Source organism: Marinobacterium arenosum (assembly GCF_019795155.1).
GTDB classification, from domain to species: domain Bacteria; phylum Pseudomonadota; class Gammaproteobacteria; order Pseudomonadales; family Balneatricaceae; genus Marinobacterium_C; species Marinobacterium_C arenosum.
On record NZ_JAILYN010000006.1, the window covers coordinates 37,256 to 54,408 of the forward strand.

General features: G+C 62.2%; 14 protein-coding genes and 1 riboswitch. Of the genes, 5 read left to right on the plus strand and 9 right to left on the minus strand.

What is annotated here, in order from left to right:
- Positions 1-32: 32 nt before the first annotated feature.
- The 6 genes from K6T12_RS04285 to K6T12_RS04310 form a co-directional block, all read right to left on the minus strand.
- On the minus strand, positions 33-1,001 hold the full coding sequence (locus K6T12_RS04285; RefSeq protein ID WP_222219816.1) for a GGDEF domain-containing protein: 969 nt from the start codon (positions 999-1,001) through the stop codon (positions 33-35).
- Complete coding sequence (locus tag K6T12_RS04290) at positions 1,001-1,975, minus strand: response regulator (RefSeq protein ID WP_315853561.1); 975 nt, start codon at positions 1,973-1,975, stop codon at positions 1,001-1,003. The genes K6T12_RS04285 and K6T12_RS04290 overlap by 1 nt, the downstream gene beginning before the upstream one ends.
- A 175-nt stretch (positions 1,976-2,150) precedes the next feature.
- Positions 2,151-4,889 (minus strand): bifunctional acetate--CoA ligase family protein/GNAT family N-acetyltransferase, encoded by a 2,739-nt coding sequence (locus tag K6T12_RS04295; protein ID WP_222219818.1) that lies wholly within the window; start codon positions 4,887-4,889, stop codon positions 2,151-2,153.
- 394 nt (positions 4,890-5,283) lie between these two features.
- Positions 5,284-5,499, minus strand: a complete 216-nt coding sequence (locus K6T12_RS04300; protein ID WP_222219819.1) for a hypothetical protein — start codon at positions 5,497-5,499, stop codon at positions 5,284-5,286.
- Between the two features lie 108 nt (positions 5,500-5,607).
- Positions 5,608-6,141: a YaeQ family protein gene (locus K6T12_RS04305; protein WP_222219821.1), complete on the minus strand. Its 534-nt coding sequence runs from the start codon at positions 6,139-6,141 to the stop codon at positions 5,608-5,610.
- A 60-nt stretch (positions 6,142-6,201) separates the two neighbouring features.
- Complete coding sequence (locus K6T12_RS04310; protein WP_222219823.1) at positions 6,202-6,576, minus strand: hypothetical protein; 375 nt, start codon at positions 6,574-6,576, stop codon at positions 6,202-6,204.
- A 43-nt stretch (positions 6,577-6,619) separates the two neighbouring features.
- Positions 6,620-6,726, minus strand: a riboswitch (SAM-I-IV-variant riboswitch).
- 143 nt (positions 6,727-6,869) lie between these two features.
- Here K6T12_RS04310 and K6T12_RS04315 point away from each other — a divergent pair.
- Complete coding sequence (locus tag K6T12_RS04315; RefSeq protein WP_255611534.1) at positions 6,870-7,949, plus strand: nucleoid-associated protein; 1,080 nt, start codon at positions 6,870-6,872, stop codon at positions 7,947-7,949.
- Between the two features lie 218 nt (positions 7,950-8,167).
- Here the strand turns inward: K6T12_RS04315 and metE are convergent, their stop codons facing one another.
- The 3 genes from metE to K6T12_RS04330 all read right to left on the minus strand — a co-directional run bounded on the left by metE (position 8,168) and on the right by K6T12_RS04330 (position 13,390).
- Positions 8,168-10,441 (minus strand): 5-methyltetrahydropteroyltriglutamate--homocysteine S-methyltransferase, encoded by a 2,274-nt coding sequence (gene metE, locus K6T12_RS04320; protein WP_222219825.1) that lies wholly within the window; start codon positions 10,439-10,441, stop codon positions 8,168-8,170.
- 239 nt (positions 10,442-10,680) lie between these two features.
- Positions 10,681-12,315 (minus strand): sensor domain-containing diguanylate cyclase, encoded by a 1,635-nt coding sequence (locus K6T12_RS04325; RefSeq protein WP_222219827.1) that lies wholly within the window; start codon positions 12,313-12,315, stop codon positions 10,681-10,683.
- Between the two features lie 175 nt (positions 12,316-12,490).
- A complete protein-coding gene (locus K6T12_RS04330) occupies positions 12,491-13,390 on the minus strand; it encodes a LysR substrate-binding domain-containing protein (RefSeq protein ID WP_222219829.1) in 900 nt (299 codons plus the stop codon).
- Positions 13,391-13,614: 224 nt separating this feature from the next.
- Here K6T12_RS04330 and K6T12_RS04335 point away from each other — a divergent pair, with 224 nt between their 5' ends.
- The 4 genes from K6T12_RS04335 to K6T12_RS04350 all read left to right on the plus strand — a co-directional run bounded on the left by K6T12_RS04335 (position 13,615) and on the right by K6T12_RS04350 (position 17,084).
- Complete coding sequence (locus K6T12_RS04335) at positions 13,615-14,277, plus strand: glycine-rich domain-containing protein (RefSeq protein WP_222219831.1); 663 nt, start codon at positions 13,615-13,617, stop codon at positions 14,275-14,277.
- 155 nt (positions 14,278-14,432) lie between these two features.
- Complete coding sequence (locus K6T12_RS04340) at positions 14,433-14,813, plus strand: hypothetical protein (protein ID WP_222219833.1); 381 nt, start codon at positions 14,433-14,435, stop codon at positions 14,811-14,813.
- An 11-nt stretch (positions 14,814-14,824) separates the two neighbouring features.
- Positions 14,825-15,145 carry a cupin gene (locus K6T12_RS04345; RefSeq protein ID WP_255611535.1) on the plus strand — a complete coding sequence of 107 codons (321 nt, stop codon included), beginning with the start codon at positions 14,825-14,827 and terminating at the stop codon, positions 15,143-15,145.
- 337 nt (positions 15,146-15,482) lie between these two features.
- Positions 15,483-17,084 carry an alkaline phosphatase gene (locus K6T12_RS04350; protein ID WP_255611536.1) on the plus strand — a complete coding sequence of 534 codons (1,602 nt, stop codon included), beginning with the start codon at positions 15,483-15,485 and terminating at the stop codon, positions 17,082-17,084.
- Positions 17,085-17,153: the final 69 nt, after the last annotated feature.

A 17,153-nucleotide genomic window follows, 5' to 3' on the forward strand; every position in this document is an offset into this window, starting at 1 on the left:
CGATGCTGGCCATCTTACCGGGGCGCTGCGGATTACTCCAGGCCGTAGACCGTGAAACGGTTACGGCCGGCCTGCTTGGAGCGGTACAGTGCCCGGTCGGCCTGTTCGATCCACTCGGCAGGGCCGCAGGCCTCGGAAGTCAGCTCCGCCACCCCCAGGCTGATGGTAAAGCTGATCCGCTGACCGCCATGCTCGACCTCCAGCGCCTCGGCGGCACGGCGCAGCCGTTCGCAGTAGATCTCGGCGTTGACACTGCCGGTGTCGACCAGCAGCACCCCGAACTCCTCGCCGCCGTAACGCCCGACGATATCGGTGCGGCGCGCCAACCGGGTCAGCAACGCGGCCAGTTGGCGGATCACTTCGTCGCCGGCCGGGTGGCCATAGTTGTCGTTGATCGCCTTGAAATGGTCGATATCCAGCAGCACCAAGCTGCTGGCCACCTGCCGGCGGGCAAAGCGGCTGAACTCCAGATCCAGGCACTGCTCCCAGTAGGCCCGGTTATAGAGGCCGGTCAGGCCATCCTGGCGACTGAGCGCCTTGAGCTGGGCGTTGGCCTGCTGCAACTGCAGCTTGCCGAGCGCGATATCGGTCACGTCATAGACCAGAATGCCGATATGGTTGACCTCGCCACTGGGCGAGCGTAGCGGGATCAGCGACACATTCTGGTACATATGGGCCGCCCCGCCGGTGATCGGCCGGTAACTCTTGAAACGGAACAGGTAGGGGCGCTGCTCCCAGGAGATGTAGGCCGGATTCTTCAGCATGAAAACCGCATCGAGCTTGCGCTTAAGCCAGTCGACGGGCAGGTTGGCGATCACATTGAACAGGTTGCGGCCACGGGTATCGGATGCCACCACCCCGGAGTGGTGCTCCATGAAACTGTTCCAGAGCTGCACATTGTACTGGCGATCCAACACCAGCAGCCCGACATCCAATGTCTGCAGCAGCCCCAGCTGCCAGTGCAGCTCCTCGATCGCCTGGGATTCATTCAGTGTAGTCATCAGAAATAGGCCGCCATCTGCTCCAACTGACAGGTTGAATCTTCGGTGAACACCAGCATCAGCTCGCACTGGATATCGTACTGCTTGATCTCGTAGCGGATCGTGATCGACAGCGCCCGTTGCCATTGGTTATCGCCACCGGCCAGGCCGTCAAAGTCGCTCAGCAGGATCGGCGAGGCACGGCCGAAACTCATATCCAGCTGCTGTTCCAGGCTGCCAAGGAAGGCCGCAATCAGGGTATTGGCCATCTCCATCAACAATTCGGCCTGCAGGCTGCTATCCTCGGCCGGATCAGCCCTCAGCAGCCGCGCCAACGCCTCGAAGTTGGAATCGCGGAACAGCAGCAGCGCTTCGCCGGCGATCCCCAGCCCGACGAAGCCCTGGCAGACGGTGTGGATCTGCTGCTCGGCGGCCTCGTGCAGCTGGCCATTGAGCTCCTCCCAGGTGACGAATCTCACCTCCGGAATCGGCAGCGTCACGAACACGTTGAGCAGCCGGGCCAACAGGTCACCGGCCCGCCCCATCGCCACGTTGGCGATCTCCTGATAGTACTCCGGCAAGTCCTCCGGCCGGTCGGCGGCCAGCGCCTGCGGCTGCTGCAGTTCACTGAGCAGGCCGAACCGGCGCAACACGTCGGAGACCTCCTGCGGCGAGGTCGGCTTCTTGATGAACGCCAATGCCCCCAGCGCCATCACCCGGTCATGCGCTTCCGGCTGAATATCGCCCGACACCACGATCACCATGGCCTGCAGGTCGTCACGGCGGATCCGCTCCAGCACCTCGTAGCCGTCCATGATCGGCATATTCAGATCGAGGAACAGCAGATCGGCCCTGCCCTGACGGATCGCCTGCAAAGCCTCGAGACCGTGCTCGGCGTGGGTCACCTCGACGTTCCACCCCTGCAGTGCCTGCGTCATCTGGCGGCGCGCCAGACGGGAATCATCACAGATGACAATCGGTATCGCTGAGCTCACGGACGGTCCTTGCTGCGTGCATTGGTTGAAAACCGATCAGGCTATAGAAATCCATCTCGCTGCACAATCATTAGAAATGGAGTATTTCTGAACGAGCATTTAAACAAATATACTGGCGTCAGGCCGCTCGCCTCCTTGCCCGCGACCATGCGCGCCGCCAGCTCGAGCCCGCCGCTCAGTGCTGCAAGCGGTAGATCTGCCAATCCTCGCTCGGCTCGTTCAGCATCATCTTCATATCGACCACATCTTCTTCCATGTTGTAGCTGTTCTTGAAGCCGAGCTTCTTCGCCAGCCCCTGCATCCCTTTATTGGATGGCAGGGTCGAGCCATAGATCTGCAAGGTGCCACGCGCCTTGCAGTAATCGATGATTTTCTGCATCAGCACCACACCGAGCCCCTCGCCCTGCAAGTCATCGCGGATCACCACCGAGAACTCGCTGCGGATGTTGTCGGCATCGGTCACCGCCCGCACCACACCGAGCGTCTCTTCGCCGTCGCGGTCCTGGCGCGGCGCCGAGACGATGAACGCCATCTCACGGTCATAGTCGATCTGGGTCCAGTTGGCCAGCTCCATATGGGTCGGCACACCACGGCTGTAGAAGTAGCGCAGCCGGATCGATTCCGGGCTGAGCTGGTTGTAGAACTCCAGGTGGTTGGGTTCGTCCTCGCCGCGGATCGCCCGCACCACGGCCGGCCGGCCGGAGCGGCGCAGGCGGATCTGTTCGCTCAGGTGCTCAGGATAGGGAGAGATCGCCGGCTGGGCCGGACTGCCGATCGACACTGCGATATCCAGCGCCAGGATACCGCTCTTGTTGAGCAGTAGCGGGTTGATCTCCAACCCTTTAAGTTCCGGCAGATCGACCACCATTTCGGACAGTTTCACCAGCAACTCGGCGATCTGCTCGATATCCCGCTCCGGCTGATAGCTGTTCTCGGCGATGATCCGGCTGATCCGCGATCGCTTGACCAGCTCCTTGGCCAGCGCCAGGTTCATCGGGGGCAGCATGAAGTGACGGTCGGCCAGCACGTCGACGGTGAACCCACCGCTGCCGAACAGGATCAACGGGCCGAAGGCAGGATCACGGGTGATACCGACGCTCATCTGCATCGACTGGAAGCCACGCTTCATCTCCTGCACGAAATAACCCATCCGGTGGCTGGCATCCGCCATCCGCTCGGCTACCCGGGCATCCAGTTGGCGCACCGCGTGCTGCACCTCGCTGCCGGAATAGAGATCATAGGCCAGGTCCTGCCAACGCAGGTTACCGCGGTCATCGTAGCTGAACGGATAGACGTTGTGCCGGTGCAGCGCCTTGACCGCCACCGAGCCGCCCAGCTGCTCCGCCACCTCGGCCACCTCGTCGACCGTGCTGGCATAGCCGTTGTTGACCAGCGGGATGTCGAACAGCGTCAGCAGTTGGCTGGCCTCCGAATGGGTCAGGAAGTCGCGCTGCTGCTCGGCCGCATTGGCGATCAGCTCCCGCGCCTGGTGCAGGTTGTCGTCGTGATTGTCCTGGTACGGCGGCGGCGTCTGGCGCATCACCGCCTGGTTGCGGTGGTAATCCACCATATACATGAAGGCGTCGACCGCCTCTTCCGGGGTAATAAAGGTGGTGACCCCGGCGGCATTGAAATGGTTACGCGCCTCGATCGCCGTAGCCCGGCCCATCCAACTGGTCAGGATATTGCGCGGCGTGTTGCGCGCTACCGTGATTACCGCATCGGCGGTCTCGACCGCCGGTGCCAGCCGGGTCGGGGCGTGGATCACCAGCACCGCATCGACGTTCTTGTCCTTGCTCAACAGCCGGACCGCTTCGGCAAACCTCTCCGGTCTCGCATCGGCGTGCAGATCGATCGGGTTACAGCGATCCCAGTGCTCCGGCAGCACTTCGCTCAGCGCGGCGAGGGTTTCTTCGGTCAGTTCGGCCAGCTGCCCCTGCCGCCTCATCAACCGGTCCGCCGCCAGCGCCGCCGGCCCCATGCCGTTGCAGACGATCGCCAGCCGCTCGCCGCGCAGCGGTTTCATCCGCGACAGGGTTTCCAGCGCGTTGTAGAGCTGATCGGAGGTTTCCACCCGCACCGCACCGGCCCTTCGCAAGGCCGCATCATAGACCTGGTTCTCATCGGATACCCCCGGCGCCAGCGGCTGCTTCAGCTCGTAGTCGCCGATGATGCCGGATTTCAGTACCAGCACCAACTTGTTGCGCGAGGCTGCCCGTACCGCCGAGATGAAATCCCGCGCCCGGCCGACAATCCGGTCCATCTGCAGCAGGATCGCCTGGGTATAGGGGTCCTGTGCCAGGTAGTCGATCACCGACGGCAGGTCGACATCGACCCCTTCGCCCAGTGTCAGGAAGTGGGAGAAACCGATCTCCTGGCCGTTGGCCCAGTCGATCATCGCCGTGCCCAGCAGGCCGGACTGGCCAATGTAGGCCACCTTGCCCTTACCGATATTGACGTGCGAATAGCTGGCATTCATGTTGTGGCCCGGTACCAGCATCCCCATGCAGTCCGGGCCGAGAATGCGGATACCATAGGGATGGGCCGCCTCGCGCACCTCTTCGCGCAGCGAGCGGTCGGTGGCGCTGTCGGGACGGGACAAACCGCCGGACAGTATCATCGCCGCCTTGACCATATTGGCACCCAGTTTGCGGATGATATCCGGCACCGTAGCCGGCGGCGAACAGATGATCGCCAGGTCCGGCATCTCCGGCAGATCCTGAACGGCTTTGTAGCATTTGACGCCGTGCACCTGTTCGTAGCCCTGCGAGTTGACCGCCATCAGCCGGCCGGCATAGCCCCCCTCCAGCAGGTTCAGCAACACCACTCCACCCATGCTGTTGTCGCGCTCGGAAGCGCCAAACACCGCGATGGATTCGGGCTTGAAGAAACGTTTCAGGTACTTGGTGCTCAATGGATCCCCCCCAACGCCGCCACTCGGCAGGTTCTCTCAACTTCGGTCGCTGGCCTACCCTGACAAGGGGGGCTCAGATGGCGCAATTTTACAACCAAAGTCGCATCTTTGTGCAGGTGCAACATACAGAAAATCGACAACTGGTATGACCTGAATCAGGTCGTCACCCAGCGCAGCGTATAGCACAGCCCGGTAACAACTGATTACTGGCCGGCCGACTGACAGAAACAGCCGGGCGCGGGCCGGATGGACAATTTCGGTAGGCGAAAAGGCAGGGCGTGAAGTTACAGGCAAAAAACCCGGTGGCCCTGGCCATATGTGTTCACCGGGCGGGACGGACCGACAAAAAAGGGGGCCCAGCCCCCTGTCGATGATCGCGTCGAGCGGCGCAAGTTTATGTCTGGCGTTCAGCCTGCGATTCCAGGGATTTCAACGCCGACCCCGGCAATAGATAGATCCCCCGGTCGTCAAATTCGAACAGCGAACCGCAACTGCGGCACCGATAGACCCTGTCCTGCCCCACTTCCAACAGCAGTTCAAGCTCGGCATGGGGCTCCGATGCAAAGCTGGACTCAATCAAACGAATGCAGTGTTCACAATGGTGTGCCATGGCTACTCTCCCGGTTGTCCGTGCTACACCTGCGGTTCGGTACCGCGCGCCTGCGTTTCTGAGCCGGACTTCATTTCCGGGGTTTCCATGCTGCCTACGGACCTGTTGTTACTGCAGCGATTCCAACGTCAAACTCAACGGGTCCGCATCGCCACTGAGGTAGAGCTCGCCATCGCTGATCGAAATGGATAGCGCCATGGTGCGCGAAACAAAACGATCCAGCTGCTCGACCTGAAGCCAGTCAAAACGCTTAACGGAAAGTTTAGGCAAGGAACCGAGCGACTGCCGGTTTTTCTGCCACCAGATATCGGTTTCGCTGCCGTAAGCGTACAGCAGAACCTGCTCGGCCCGGCTGATCGCCTTGCGCATCCGCTCCGGCGTCGCCTGGCCCAATTCGATCCACTGGGCGATCCGGCCGTCGGCGGTGCAATGCCACAGATCCGGCTCGTCCTGGCTCGACAGCCCCTTGGTAAAGGACAGCTCGGCATCGTAATTCAGCGCATACACCAGCACCCGCACCATCATCCGCTGCAGGGTTTCCGAGGGATGCTGGGCCACCGTCAACCTGAGGGTCTCGTAGACATGGCGGTCCATATCGGCCAGGTTCAGGTCGATCTTGTAGATGGTGGGTTTCAGGGCCATGGGCGCTCCGCTGTGATTCGCTGGCTATCGGGAATTAAACGAAGCGCCGATTATAGGCGATTAGCCCTGCGCGCGCCGTACCGGATTGGCCCGGCACTGCGCCGGCGAGATATCGGCCAGCGGCAGGGTCGCCAGTTCGTGCCACAGCGCCGCCGGCAACGGCCCCGTGCGCGGCCGCTCCAGCACCCGACTGGCCCGGCTGCCGTCGCCACGGCGATACTCGACATAGATGAACCAGACCGGCTGCGGCTGGCGCTGCCGGTCCTTGCGTTTGCCCTCGGCAAACCAGACATAGAGCGGGCAGCGGTAATCGCGGTGGATCAGTTGAATCGCATCGGGCAGCTCGGCGTCGCCCACGGGCACTGAGGTTTCGACCGGCACGGCACTTCCGTCCAGCCCGGCATCCTGAAAAGAGAATGTGTGTGCTTCAAACATGAGACGCTCCCATAACGGTTATGAGAGCTGACGTAACTGCGGGGATAACCTGAATAGTTGCCGGTATCGACCACATCGCTGCTTGGCAGCAACCACCTTGCCCAGGTCGGCAGGTTGGCGAGGACGTCAGCCCTTCTCTTGATGTTGTTTGCTGTAACAGTTTGTACAGAGTCACCGAGTATACCGATCCCGGCGCGCGGCGCAACCCCTGGCGCACTCGGCATCCGAAGGCTGCCAGGCCGGCGGAATTGACTTACAATCGCGGCCTGATTCTCACCCTCGGGAGCACTGCCATGGACTTGAAGCTGAAACATCTGGTCATTCGCGAACTGATCAAGGAAGCCGACGACAGCCACGCCGAAGTCAGCGATCGGGGCGGTCTGATCGACGTCCACTCGGCGATGGCCCAACAACTGTTCGAAGGGCTGATCGCCGCCTTCGCCCGGCGCAGCTCGCTGACCCACGGCTCGTTCAACCTGGAAAACGAGGCCGACTACCCGTTTATCTCCGCCTTCGAACATTACCTGCAGAGCGGCATCCAGGCGGAGGACTTTCAGCAGCTGACCGATATCGGCATGGCCCAGCTGGTCAGCGCGATCAGCGCACCGGCAGCCATCGCCGCCAGTGGCGGCTACGTGATCTTCACCCAGTACGGTGACGAGCGTTACGACTACCTGCTGGTGGCGCTGGTACGCGACAAGGCCGGCATCGCGCTGGACGCCAACCTGAATCCGACCGAGGTGATGGAGGTCAACCTGGAGCAGCTGCACCAGGCGGCACGGGTCAACCTGACCAGCTTCCAGAAAGGCCGCGACAGCTACCTGAGTTTTATCGGCAGCAAGCAGAAAGGGGAAATCACCCAATACTTCTCGGCCGCGTTCGGCTGCACCGACGTGACTCCGTCGCGTAAATCCACCGGTGAACTGATCCGCGCGGCACGCGATTTCTGCAACGAGCATGAACTGTACGAGCAGAAGGAGCAGGTGGTCGAGGATGTGGTCAGCTACCTGGAGCGGCAGCGCTCGGAGAAGCAGCACGCCAGCCTGCCGGAGATCGAGCAGTTGTTCGACGCCTATATCCCGGACGAGAAAGTGGAACAGGTCAGCGGCACCTTCAGCAAGTTTGCCAACGGCGAGCCCTACCAGGTGAGCCAGGAGTTCCAGCCCCACACCAGCACCCTTAACCGGTTCGCCAAAATGAAGGCCAAGGCCGACAACTGGCAGCTGGATTTCGCCAAGCGTTCGCTGGGCGAGATGAACTCCAACAAGGAGATCGAGTTCGACGAGGCCAGCCAGACCATCACCCTGCGCCGGCTGCCGACCAAGGTGATCAACCAGATCAGGGAAGCGCTGCAGCAGAACGAGGAAAGTTGAGCGCTGCTTTCAAAAACAGGCCGCCCGCGGCACCCGCGGGCATAAAAACAGGCGGCTACAAAGCGCAGCTCCGTAGCCGCGGGCTCCGACCGCGCCAGCTGTAGGTTAGGGCAAGGTGCGAACCCCAACCTACCGCGCCACGTTCCATCGACAACGCGCCGGACCATCCGGTTCGACGCGCTGCCTGCCGCTTGAAGCCGGTCGCTTCAGGCTTCCATCTACCCCAGCTCGGCCCGCAGCTGCCGGGCCGCCGCCACCATATTGACCAGGCTCTCGCTGACCTCCGGCCAGCCACGGGTTTTCAGGCCGCAATCCGGGTTGAGCCAGAGCCGCTCCACCGGCACCTGCTCGGCAGCCTTGCGCATCAGCGCCACCATCTGCGCGACACTGGGCACGTTCGGACTGTGGATGTCGTAGACGCCCGGGCCGATCTCGTTCGGATACTTGAAGTCGACGAAAGCGTCCAGCAGCTCCATGTTGGAGCGGCTGGTCTCGATGGTGATCACGTCGGCATCCATCGCCGCAATCGCCTCGATAATCTCGTTGAACTCCGAATAACACATATGGGTATGGATCTGGGTGGCGTCCTGCACCCCACTGGCGGACACCCGGAAGGCGTACACCGCCCAGTCCAGATACTCGCGCCAGTCATTGCGTTTGAGCGGCAGCCCCTCGCGGATCGCCGGCTCGTCGATCTGGATCGCGGCGATACCGGCGCTCTCCAAGTCGACCACCTCGTCGCGCAGCGCCAGGGCGATCTGCAGGCAGGTCTGCGAACGCGGCTGGTCGTCCCGGACGAAGGCCCACTGCAGCATGGTGACCGGGCCGGTCAACATCCCCTTCATTGGCTTGTCGGTCAGCGACTGGGCGTAGCGGGCCCAGGCCACCGTCATCGGTTGCGGCCGCACCACGTCGCCGTAGATGATTGGCGGCTTGACGCAGCGCGAGCCGTAAGACTGCACCCAACCGAACCGGCTGGCGGTATAGCCCTCCAGCAGTTCGCCGAAATACTCCACCATGTCGTTGCGCTCCGGTTCGCCATGCACCAGCATATCCAGCCCGCAGGCCTGCTGCTGCTCGACGCAGTGGCGGATCTCCGCCTCCATCTGCTGACGATAATCCTCCGCCGCCAGTTCGCCACGCCGGAAGGCGGCGCGGGCCTGACGGATATCGGCGGTCTGCGGGAAGGAACCGATGGTGGTGGTCGGCAGCAACGGTAGCTGTAGCCGGGCCGCCTGCGCCACGGCACGCACCGGATAGGGGTGCTGACGCTCGCCATCCTTCAGCGACAGCGCCTGCAGCCGCGCCTTGACCGCGTTGCGGTGCACCCGGCCTGAACGGCGTCGGCTCGCCAGCGCCTCGGCGTTGTCGGCCAGTTGCGCGTCGACCGGTTCGCCGTTCAATGCCGCCCGCAGCAGCTTCAGCTCATCCAACTTCTCGGCGGCGAACGCCAGCCAGCTCTTCAGCTCGTCATCCAGCTCGGCCTCCCTGGCCAGCGACACCGGCACGTGCAGCAGCGAGCAGGAGCTGGACAGCCAGAGCCGGTCACCCAGCGCGGTCGCCAGCGGCTGCAAGCGCTCGCGCAGCGCGGTCAGATCACTCTTCCAGATATTGCGGCCGTCGATCGCACCGACCGACAGTACCTGATCATCCGCCAACTGCCCGGCCAGCTGCAGGTACTCGTCACCCCCGCGCAGCGCGTCCAGGTGAAAACCGGCCACCGGCAGACTCGCCGCCAGTGCGAAGTTGTCCGCCAGGCTGCCGAAATACGTGGTCAGCAGCAGCTTTGGCGGCGTCTCAGCCAGTGTCCGGTAGGCCTCCCGATAGCCCTGCTGCCAGGCGTCATCCAGCTCCAGCACCAGCGCCGGCTCGTCGATCTGCAGCCAGTCGATACCCCGCTCCGTCAGCAGTGCGAACAGCTGCCGGTAGCATTCCAGCAGTGCCGGCAGCAGCGCCAGTCGATCACTGCCATCGCTGGTCTTGGCCAGCCAGAGCCAGCTCAGCGGACCGATCAGCACCGGCTTTACCCGATACCCCTGTGCCCGGGCCTCGTCGATCTCGGCCAGCAGTTTGGCCGGGTTCAGGCTGAATTGCTGATCCGCCGCCAGTTCCGGCACCAGGTAGTGGTAGTTGGTGTCGAACCACTTGGTCATCTCGCAGGCCCGTTGCGGACTACCGCTCGGCGCCCGACCACGGGCCATGCGGAAATAGTTGTCCAACGGATTGCCGGAGGCGCCCTGTTGGAAGCGCTGCGGGATTGCGTCGAACATCAGGCTGTGATCGAGCACCTGATCGTACAGCGAGAAGTCGCCGACGCTGACCCGCTCCGCGCCGGCCGCCGCCTGCGCCGCCCAGTTTGCGCGGCGGATCTGCACCGCCACCGCCTGCAGCGCCTCGGCCGAAGCGTCGCCGCGCCAGTACGCTTCCAACGCGAATTTCAGTTCCCGGTCGGCGCCGATACGCGGCAACCCGAGGCTATGTAACTGTGCCATCTGAATCTATCCTTGGTTGTCCATCTGAAAAGTCAGGACCAGTATGGCGCAGCACGAATATGAATTAAATTGATATGTTTTTAATATTTATTGAATTTAATTAATACAAAACATCGCTTTTCCCGACAACTGATCCACTAGCCCGTGAGTCGCTTCCATATCGTGCAACTGCCGCAGACAAAATCTGTAGTTATAAAAAAACCGCCCGGAGGCGGTTTTATCTATGTGAAAAGAGAGCATCAGAAGGTGTAGGTCAGCGGCGGCTGCATCGCCTCTTCGGCATAGACATGCACGCAGTCGCGCCCCTTGTTCTTGGCTTCATAGAGGGCCTGGTCAGCCAGCTCCACCAATCGCTGAGCGGTCAACGACGACGAGGGCTGCAGGGTGCACATGCCGATACTGACAGTCACCACCTCGGCGACATCGGAATCCTCATGCGGAATCTCCAGCTGACGTACCGCCTGGCGGCAACGCTCGGCCAGCTCGGAGGCCTGCTCGTTGGTTGCCGGCAGCAGCAGCGCAAATTCTTCGCCGCCGTAGCGGGCCACCAGATCGCCCGGTCGGCAGACCAGCTGCTGCAGGGTGGCAGCCAATTGACGCAGGCACTCGTCGCCGGCCGGATGGCCGTAGTGATCGTTGTATTTCTTGAAGAAGTCGACATCCACCATCATCAGGGTGATCGGCGAGAACTCCCGCACCGCACGCCGGCACTCGACATTCAATGCCTGGTCGAACTCACGCCGGTTGGCGACACCGGTCAGCTGGTCGGTAGTGGCCAGCTCGGCCAGTTGTTCCATCGCCTCGTGCAAGGCTTGGGTACGCTCCTGCACCACCGCTTCGATCGCCCGGGAGCGGCGGCTCAGGGTACTAATATAGGTAACGAACACAGCGGTCAGCGCCAAGCCGAGCAGCAGCATGATCAGCGGCAGGCTACTGCGCCGGGCATCGATATAGGCGTCACCGGGGGTGGCACTGAGCTGCCAGCCGCGGTTCCGGCTGGCAGCGATAGCGAGCCGGTACTCGGCGTCCATCGCCAAATCCCCGCCATAGACCTTGCTGAACAGCAGTTTCGGCTCACCCGCCTCACCCTGGTCAACCAGGCGGATATCGACCTGTTCAAGGCCATCAGCCAGGCCAGCCACCTCGATCAGGTCATGGATACGTAGCACCGCCATCAGGAAGCCCCGCTCGCTACCCAACGGTGGCAGCCCGGTCAGCTGTTGAGCATGCAGCGCCATGATCGCCATGATGCCGAGACTGTCGCCCGCCTCCTGCACCAGTTTGAAGCCGTGCGACAGCTGGATATCCGCGTTGGCCCGGGCCTGCTCCAGTTGTGCCAGCCACTGCGGATTGGAGGCCAGATCCACGCCCAAGGCCCGCTCGTTACCCTTGTAGGGCACCATGTAGTAGACCGGATAGTAGACCGGACGTTGGGCGGCAGTGACCGGTTGCTGCTGTTCATTGAGCTCGGTAAAGCTGAAACCGGGATAATGGGTGCGCAGGCTGGCCTCGAGCTTATCCCGCTGAACCGCTTCGACGCGCGGAATCCACTCCAGTGCCTGGATGCCCGGATGGCTTACCAGCAGCTTTTCAGACACCCGGCGGAACTCCGGCAGTGAGACATCGTCGGTACCGGCGAACATCGCCCAGAGCGCTTCCAGCACATGCAGGTTGCTGTGCATCACCTGGTCCAGCCGCTTGGCCCGGTGCCCCATCTCGGCGTGAAAATCGGCCACGATGTTCTGACGTTCCAGCGAGACCATGATCCGCGACGCCAAAACCGACATCAGGATGCCGCTGATCGCCAGTAGAACCACCCAGCCATGCCGATTCAGTAGGCCGGATTTCTGGGAGGTGTTTTGTGGCTCCTTCATGGAACGCTCCGCACGATGGATATTAACCGCAGTAAAACGTTTTTTCCGAGCCTATGCAATGCTTAGTCCTGAGCAAATTCGCTAATTAAAACAGTCTGTTGGCCCCAGGCGCAGGCAACCGCCGCCGGCCTGGCGGGGCCTATTGTAACGGCTTGGGCAACCGATCGGGAACTTATCAGGCCGGTTGGTTCAGGCAGACCTGCTGGTGCAACCATTCGCGGAACTGGCGGACCGCCGGGCGCTCAAGCGCGCCTTCGGCATAGACCGCATAGTAGCGTTGCGGCGCCATGGCATAGCGGTCATAGAGTTCCACCAGCCGCCCGGCGTCCAGCTCCGACTTGACCAGACTGAGATGTCCGATCGCCACACCGAGACCGAGCAGCGCCGATTCAATCAACAAACCATAGCGATTGAAACCCAGCATGCTTTCGCCCTCCGGCCAGGGGCCGTCGCCCACCGCCGCCCACCAAAGGCGCCAGTCCTCCGCCCGCCCCTGGTCATACAGCAGCTGAGTGGTGAACAGCTCGCGAAAGGCCGGCGCATGGCCAAGCTGGGCCCGCAGGGTCGGCGCGCAGACCGGGATCAACACCTCGCGGTAGAGCCGGTCGTAGTCCAGCCCCGCCGGCGGTCGTTCGTCGAAGCTGATCCAGATATCGGCGTCCCCCTCCAGCCAGGTATGAGGCAGGCGGCTGCCGCCCAGGTCGATATCGATAGCGGGATGACGGCCCTGGAAATCGAGAATCCGCGGCAGCAGCCAGCGTTCGAGAAAAGGTTCGAAGGCGCGCAGTCGCAACGGCCGGGGCGGATTCTGCTGCCGCACACTGGCGGTGACCGCCGCCAGCCGATCGAGCATCTGCTGCACTGCCCGGTAGTACTGAAGTCCGCTGCAGTTCAGCGCCAGGCCGCCCTGCTTGCGCTCCAGCAGACTGAAGCCGAGAAAACGCTCCAAAGCGCAGAGCTGGCTTTCCAGCTCCGCCGCCGGGATCGTCAGCTCTTCGGCCGCCGCCTGCAGGCTGGAGTGGCGGGCCACCGCCTCGAAGGCCGGCAGCAGATTAAGCGGAGGCAGTTGTCGCATCGGGTCTCTCCATCGACGGCGTCTCTGGCAAGTCTATCGACTTATGCAGAGGTTCCTTAAGCATAGAAGCGGATCGGATAAAAACGATGGCGAGCAACGGACCATGCCGATTTGCCTGCGTGGGACAAACAGGTTACCTATAGTTGAAGCAATGCGCCCAAGCCAGGGTGCTCTCTGATACGCAAACGCACGCCGGCCCAGGAGCCCGGAAAGGATTGCTGCTGATGAATATGCCCCTGCTGATCGCGCTCTTGGTGTGTGTATTGTTGTTGTGGCTTTCGTTTCGTCGCCGCAAGACACGCCGGCTGGCCTTTATCAATAACTACCGCTTCCATCCGGCGATCCGCCAACGGGTGCAACAGCGCTATCCGCACCTGAATGACGGCCAGCTGGAAATGGTGATGGAGGGACTGCGCGATTACTTCCACCTCTGCAACCAGGCCGACCGCAAGATGGTGTCGATGCCCTCGCAGGTCGTCGACGAAGCCTGGCACAGCTTTATCCTGTTCACCCGCGAATACCGCCGTTTCTGCCAGGCAGCATTAGGCCGCTTCCTGCACCACACCCCGGTCGAGGCGATGCACTCGCCCACCGATGCCCAGCAGGGCATCAAGCGCGCCTGGCGGCTGGCCTGCCACCGGCAGAAGATCGATCCGCAGCAGCCGGATCGGCTACCGCTGATCTTCGCACTCGACACCGAGCTGGCGATTCCGGATGGCTTCAAATACCGGCTCGACTGCCGCAACCCCGCATCCCCTCACTACGCCGACGGCTACTGTGCCGGCCATATCGGCTGTGCGTCCGACTGCGCCGGCGACAGCGATGGCGGCCTGTTCGATGGCGACGGTGGTGGTAGCGACTGCGGCGGTGGCTGCGGGGGCGACTAGCAGGGGCGGCACAAAAGCCACTGACCTTGCCGATCGTATTCAGGTAAGATCGCCTCACCAAGACGCGGCCCGCTACCGATCGGCACAGCCGCTATAGTTGAAGACACCAGAGACAAGGGCATCCCCCGTTCTACGGCGCTGCCGCGAGGTATTTCATGACCAGGTTCACCCAGCTCTTTCCCTGCCTGCTGACACTGGCGCTGCTCACCGGTCCAGTCCATGGCGACGACGGCCAGGCGGCCGGCGAAACCGCGCCCAGCGCCAACCGGACCGAACCGGTCACCCTGGATATGCTGCCGTTGAAGCACTATGAGCAGATGACCCCGGAGGAGCGCCGCCGCTACGAGCAGCTGAGTCCGAGCCAGCGCAAGCGGCACGAACAGCTGCGCCAGGCGGAACGCAAGCGGCTCAAGGCGCAGCGCCAGGCGGAACTGGACCGCCAACGCCAACAACGTCGCGAAGCCCGCCAGCCACAGGGCAGCGAGGCGACCAAGGCCGCAACGCCCGCCGAAGCCGCCCAGCCCGCAACCGAGTAATCAGCCGCCCCATGGATATTGCCAGCCTGTTTGCCAATATCCCCGCCGAGCTGCCGGATGAACTGTGCGAGCAGATTCTCTGCAGTGGCCGGCTGCGGATCGAACGAATCGTCTCCAAAGGCCAGTGTTCGCCGGAACAGGGCTGGTACGACCAGGATCAACACGAATGGGTATTGCTGGTCAAAGGTGCCGCCGTTCTGGAGTTCGAGCAGGATGGCAAGCAGCTGACGCTGACCGACGGCATGCACCTGAATATCCCCGCCCACTGCCGCCACCGGGTCGCCTGGACCGACCCGGCGCAGGAAACCATCTGGCTGGCGGTGTTCTATTAATTAACCTCCTAACCGTCAGCCTCTCACGCCCGTTCTCCGCTGATTTTGTCATTCCCTTGCAATCAGCACCCACCAATATCTGCTCTGCTGACTATCGCTATTGCTTATGGAACAGCATTCAATTGGCCGATATCAGGTGGAAAACCCGTTAACTTCCGCTAAACAGGATTAGCCGGCAGGGCCTTGGAAAACGAATTTGTCATCGTTTTGTCACCCACGGCTTTTAGTCTGCCGGGCCGGTGACGAATCGTCACCAACAGATCAATAACAACAGCATCACCCAACAACACAGACGGGGCTTCTCACCCGGCCTCGTAGCACAGGAAGCACTCATATGATGAACGCTTGGAAAAACCAGGCCTGGAAAACGCTGAGCACAGTCGCGCTGTCCAGCTGTCTGGTGGCGATGCCGGCTCAGGCCGAGGAGAAGATCCGCAACCTGATCCTGATGATCGGCGACGGTATGGGCCCGCAGCAGATCGGCCTGCTGGAGAGCTACGCCCGCAAGGCGCCGCACTCCATCTACCAGGGCAAGCCGACGGCCATCACCCAGATTGCGAAGGATGGGGTGACCGGCTTCTCGATGACCAACCCGCAGGGTGCGCTGGTGGTTGACTCGGCCTGCTCCGCTACCCAACTGGCACTGGGTATAGAAACCGGTTCCGAAGTGATCGGTATCGACGCCGACGGCAACAGTGTCGAAACCATCCTGGAGAAAGCCAAGCGCCTGGGCAAAGCCACCGGCCTGGTGTCCGACACCCGCCTGACCCACGCCACTCCGGCCGCCTTCGCCGCCCACCAGCCGCACCGTTCTCTGGAAAACGAGATCGCCGTGCAGATGCTGGAAGTGGGTCCGGACGTGATGCTGTCCGGCGGCATCCGCCACTGGATTCCGAAATCCACCAACGACAAAGGCGCGGTCTACCAGGCGCTGCAAGAGCAGACCGGCGGTACCGTCAAACTGAAGTCCAAGCGCAAGGACGACCGCAACCTGCTCAGCGAAGCCGCCGACAAGGGCTATCAGCTGGCGTTCAACCGCGCGCAGCTGGATCAGGCCAATGGCAAAGTGCTGGGCCTGTTCGCCTACTCCGGCATGATGGACGGTATCCAGTACAGCCAGACCCGTGACGACGCCAGCCGAGTGCAACCGACCCTGAAAGAGATGACCATGAAGGCGCTGGACATCCTGGCCAAGGATGAAGACGGCTTCTTCCTGATGATCGAAGGTGGCCAGATCGACTGGGCCGGCCACAACAACGACGCCGGCACCATGCTGCACGAGATGCTGAAGTTCGATGAAACCGTTCAGTATGTCTACGAGTGGGTACAGGGTCGCGACGACACCATGGTGGTGATCACCGCCGACCACGAAACCGGCTCCTTCGGCCTGTCCTACTCCGCCGCCAACCTGCCGGAAGCGGAGAAGCGCAGCGGCCCGGCATTCGCCAACCGCGACTACAAGCCCAACTTCAATTTCGGTTCGTTTGAGCTGATGGACAAGCTGTACGCCCAGAATGCCAGCTTCCCGAAGATGATGGCCCAGCTGCACGCGCTGCCGAAAGAGCAGCAGAACGCCGCCAATCTAGCCAAGGTGATCAACGAGAACAACGCCTTCCAGGTCACCGAGGCGCAGGCGGCACGGATCCTGAAGACCACCGCCAACCCGTTCCTGAAAAAGGACCACAAGTACATGAGCGCCGAGCGGCTGCCGCAGGTCGACGATTTCCAGGCGTTCTTCGTGTACGGCGAAGAGATCCACCACAACCTGATCGGCCGCGCGCTGGCCGAGCAGCAGAACGTGGTCTGGGGGACCGGCACCCACACCCACACCCCGGTCAACGTGATTGCCTGGGGGCCGGAACAGGTCACCAAGCCGCTGTCCGGCCTGATGCACCACGCCGAACTGGGCAGCTACATGATGGACCTGGTCAGCAAGTAAGCAAGCTGCAAGCTGCAAGCTGCAAGCTGCAAGCTGCAAGCTAACAGCATCTGCATAAAAACCTGCGCG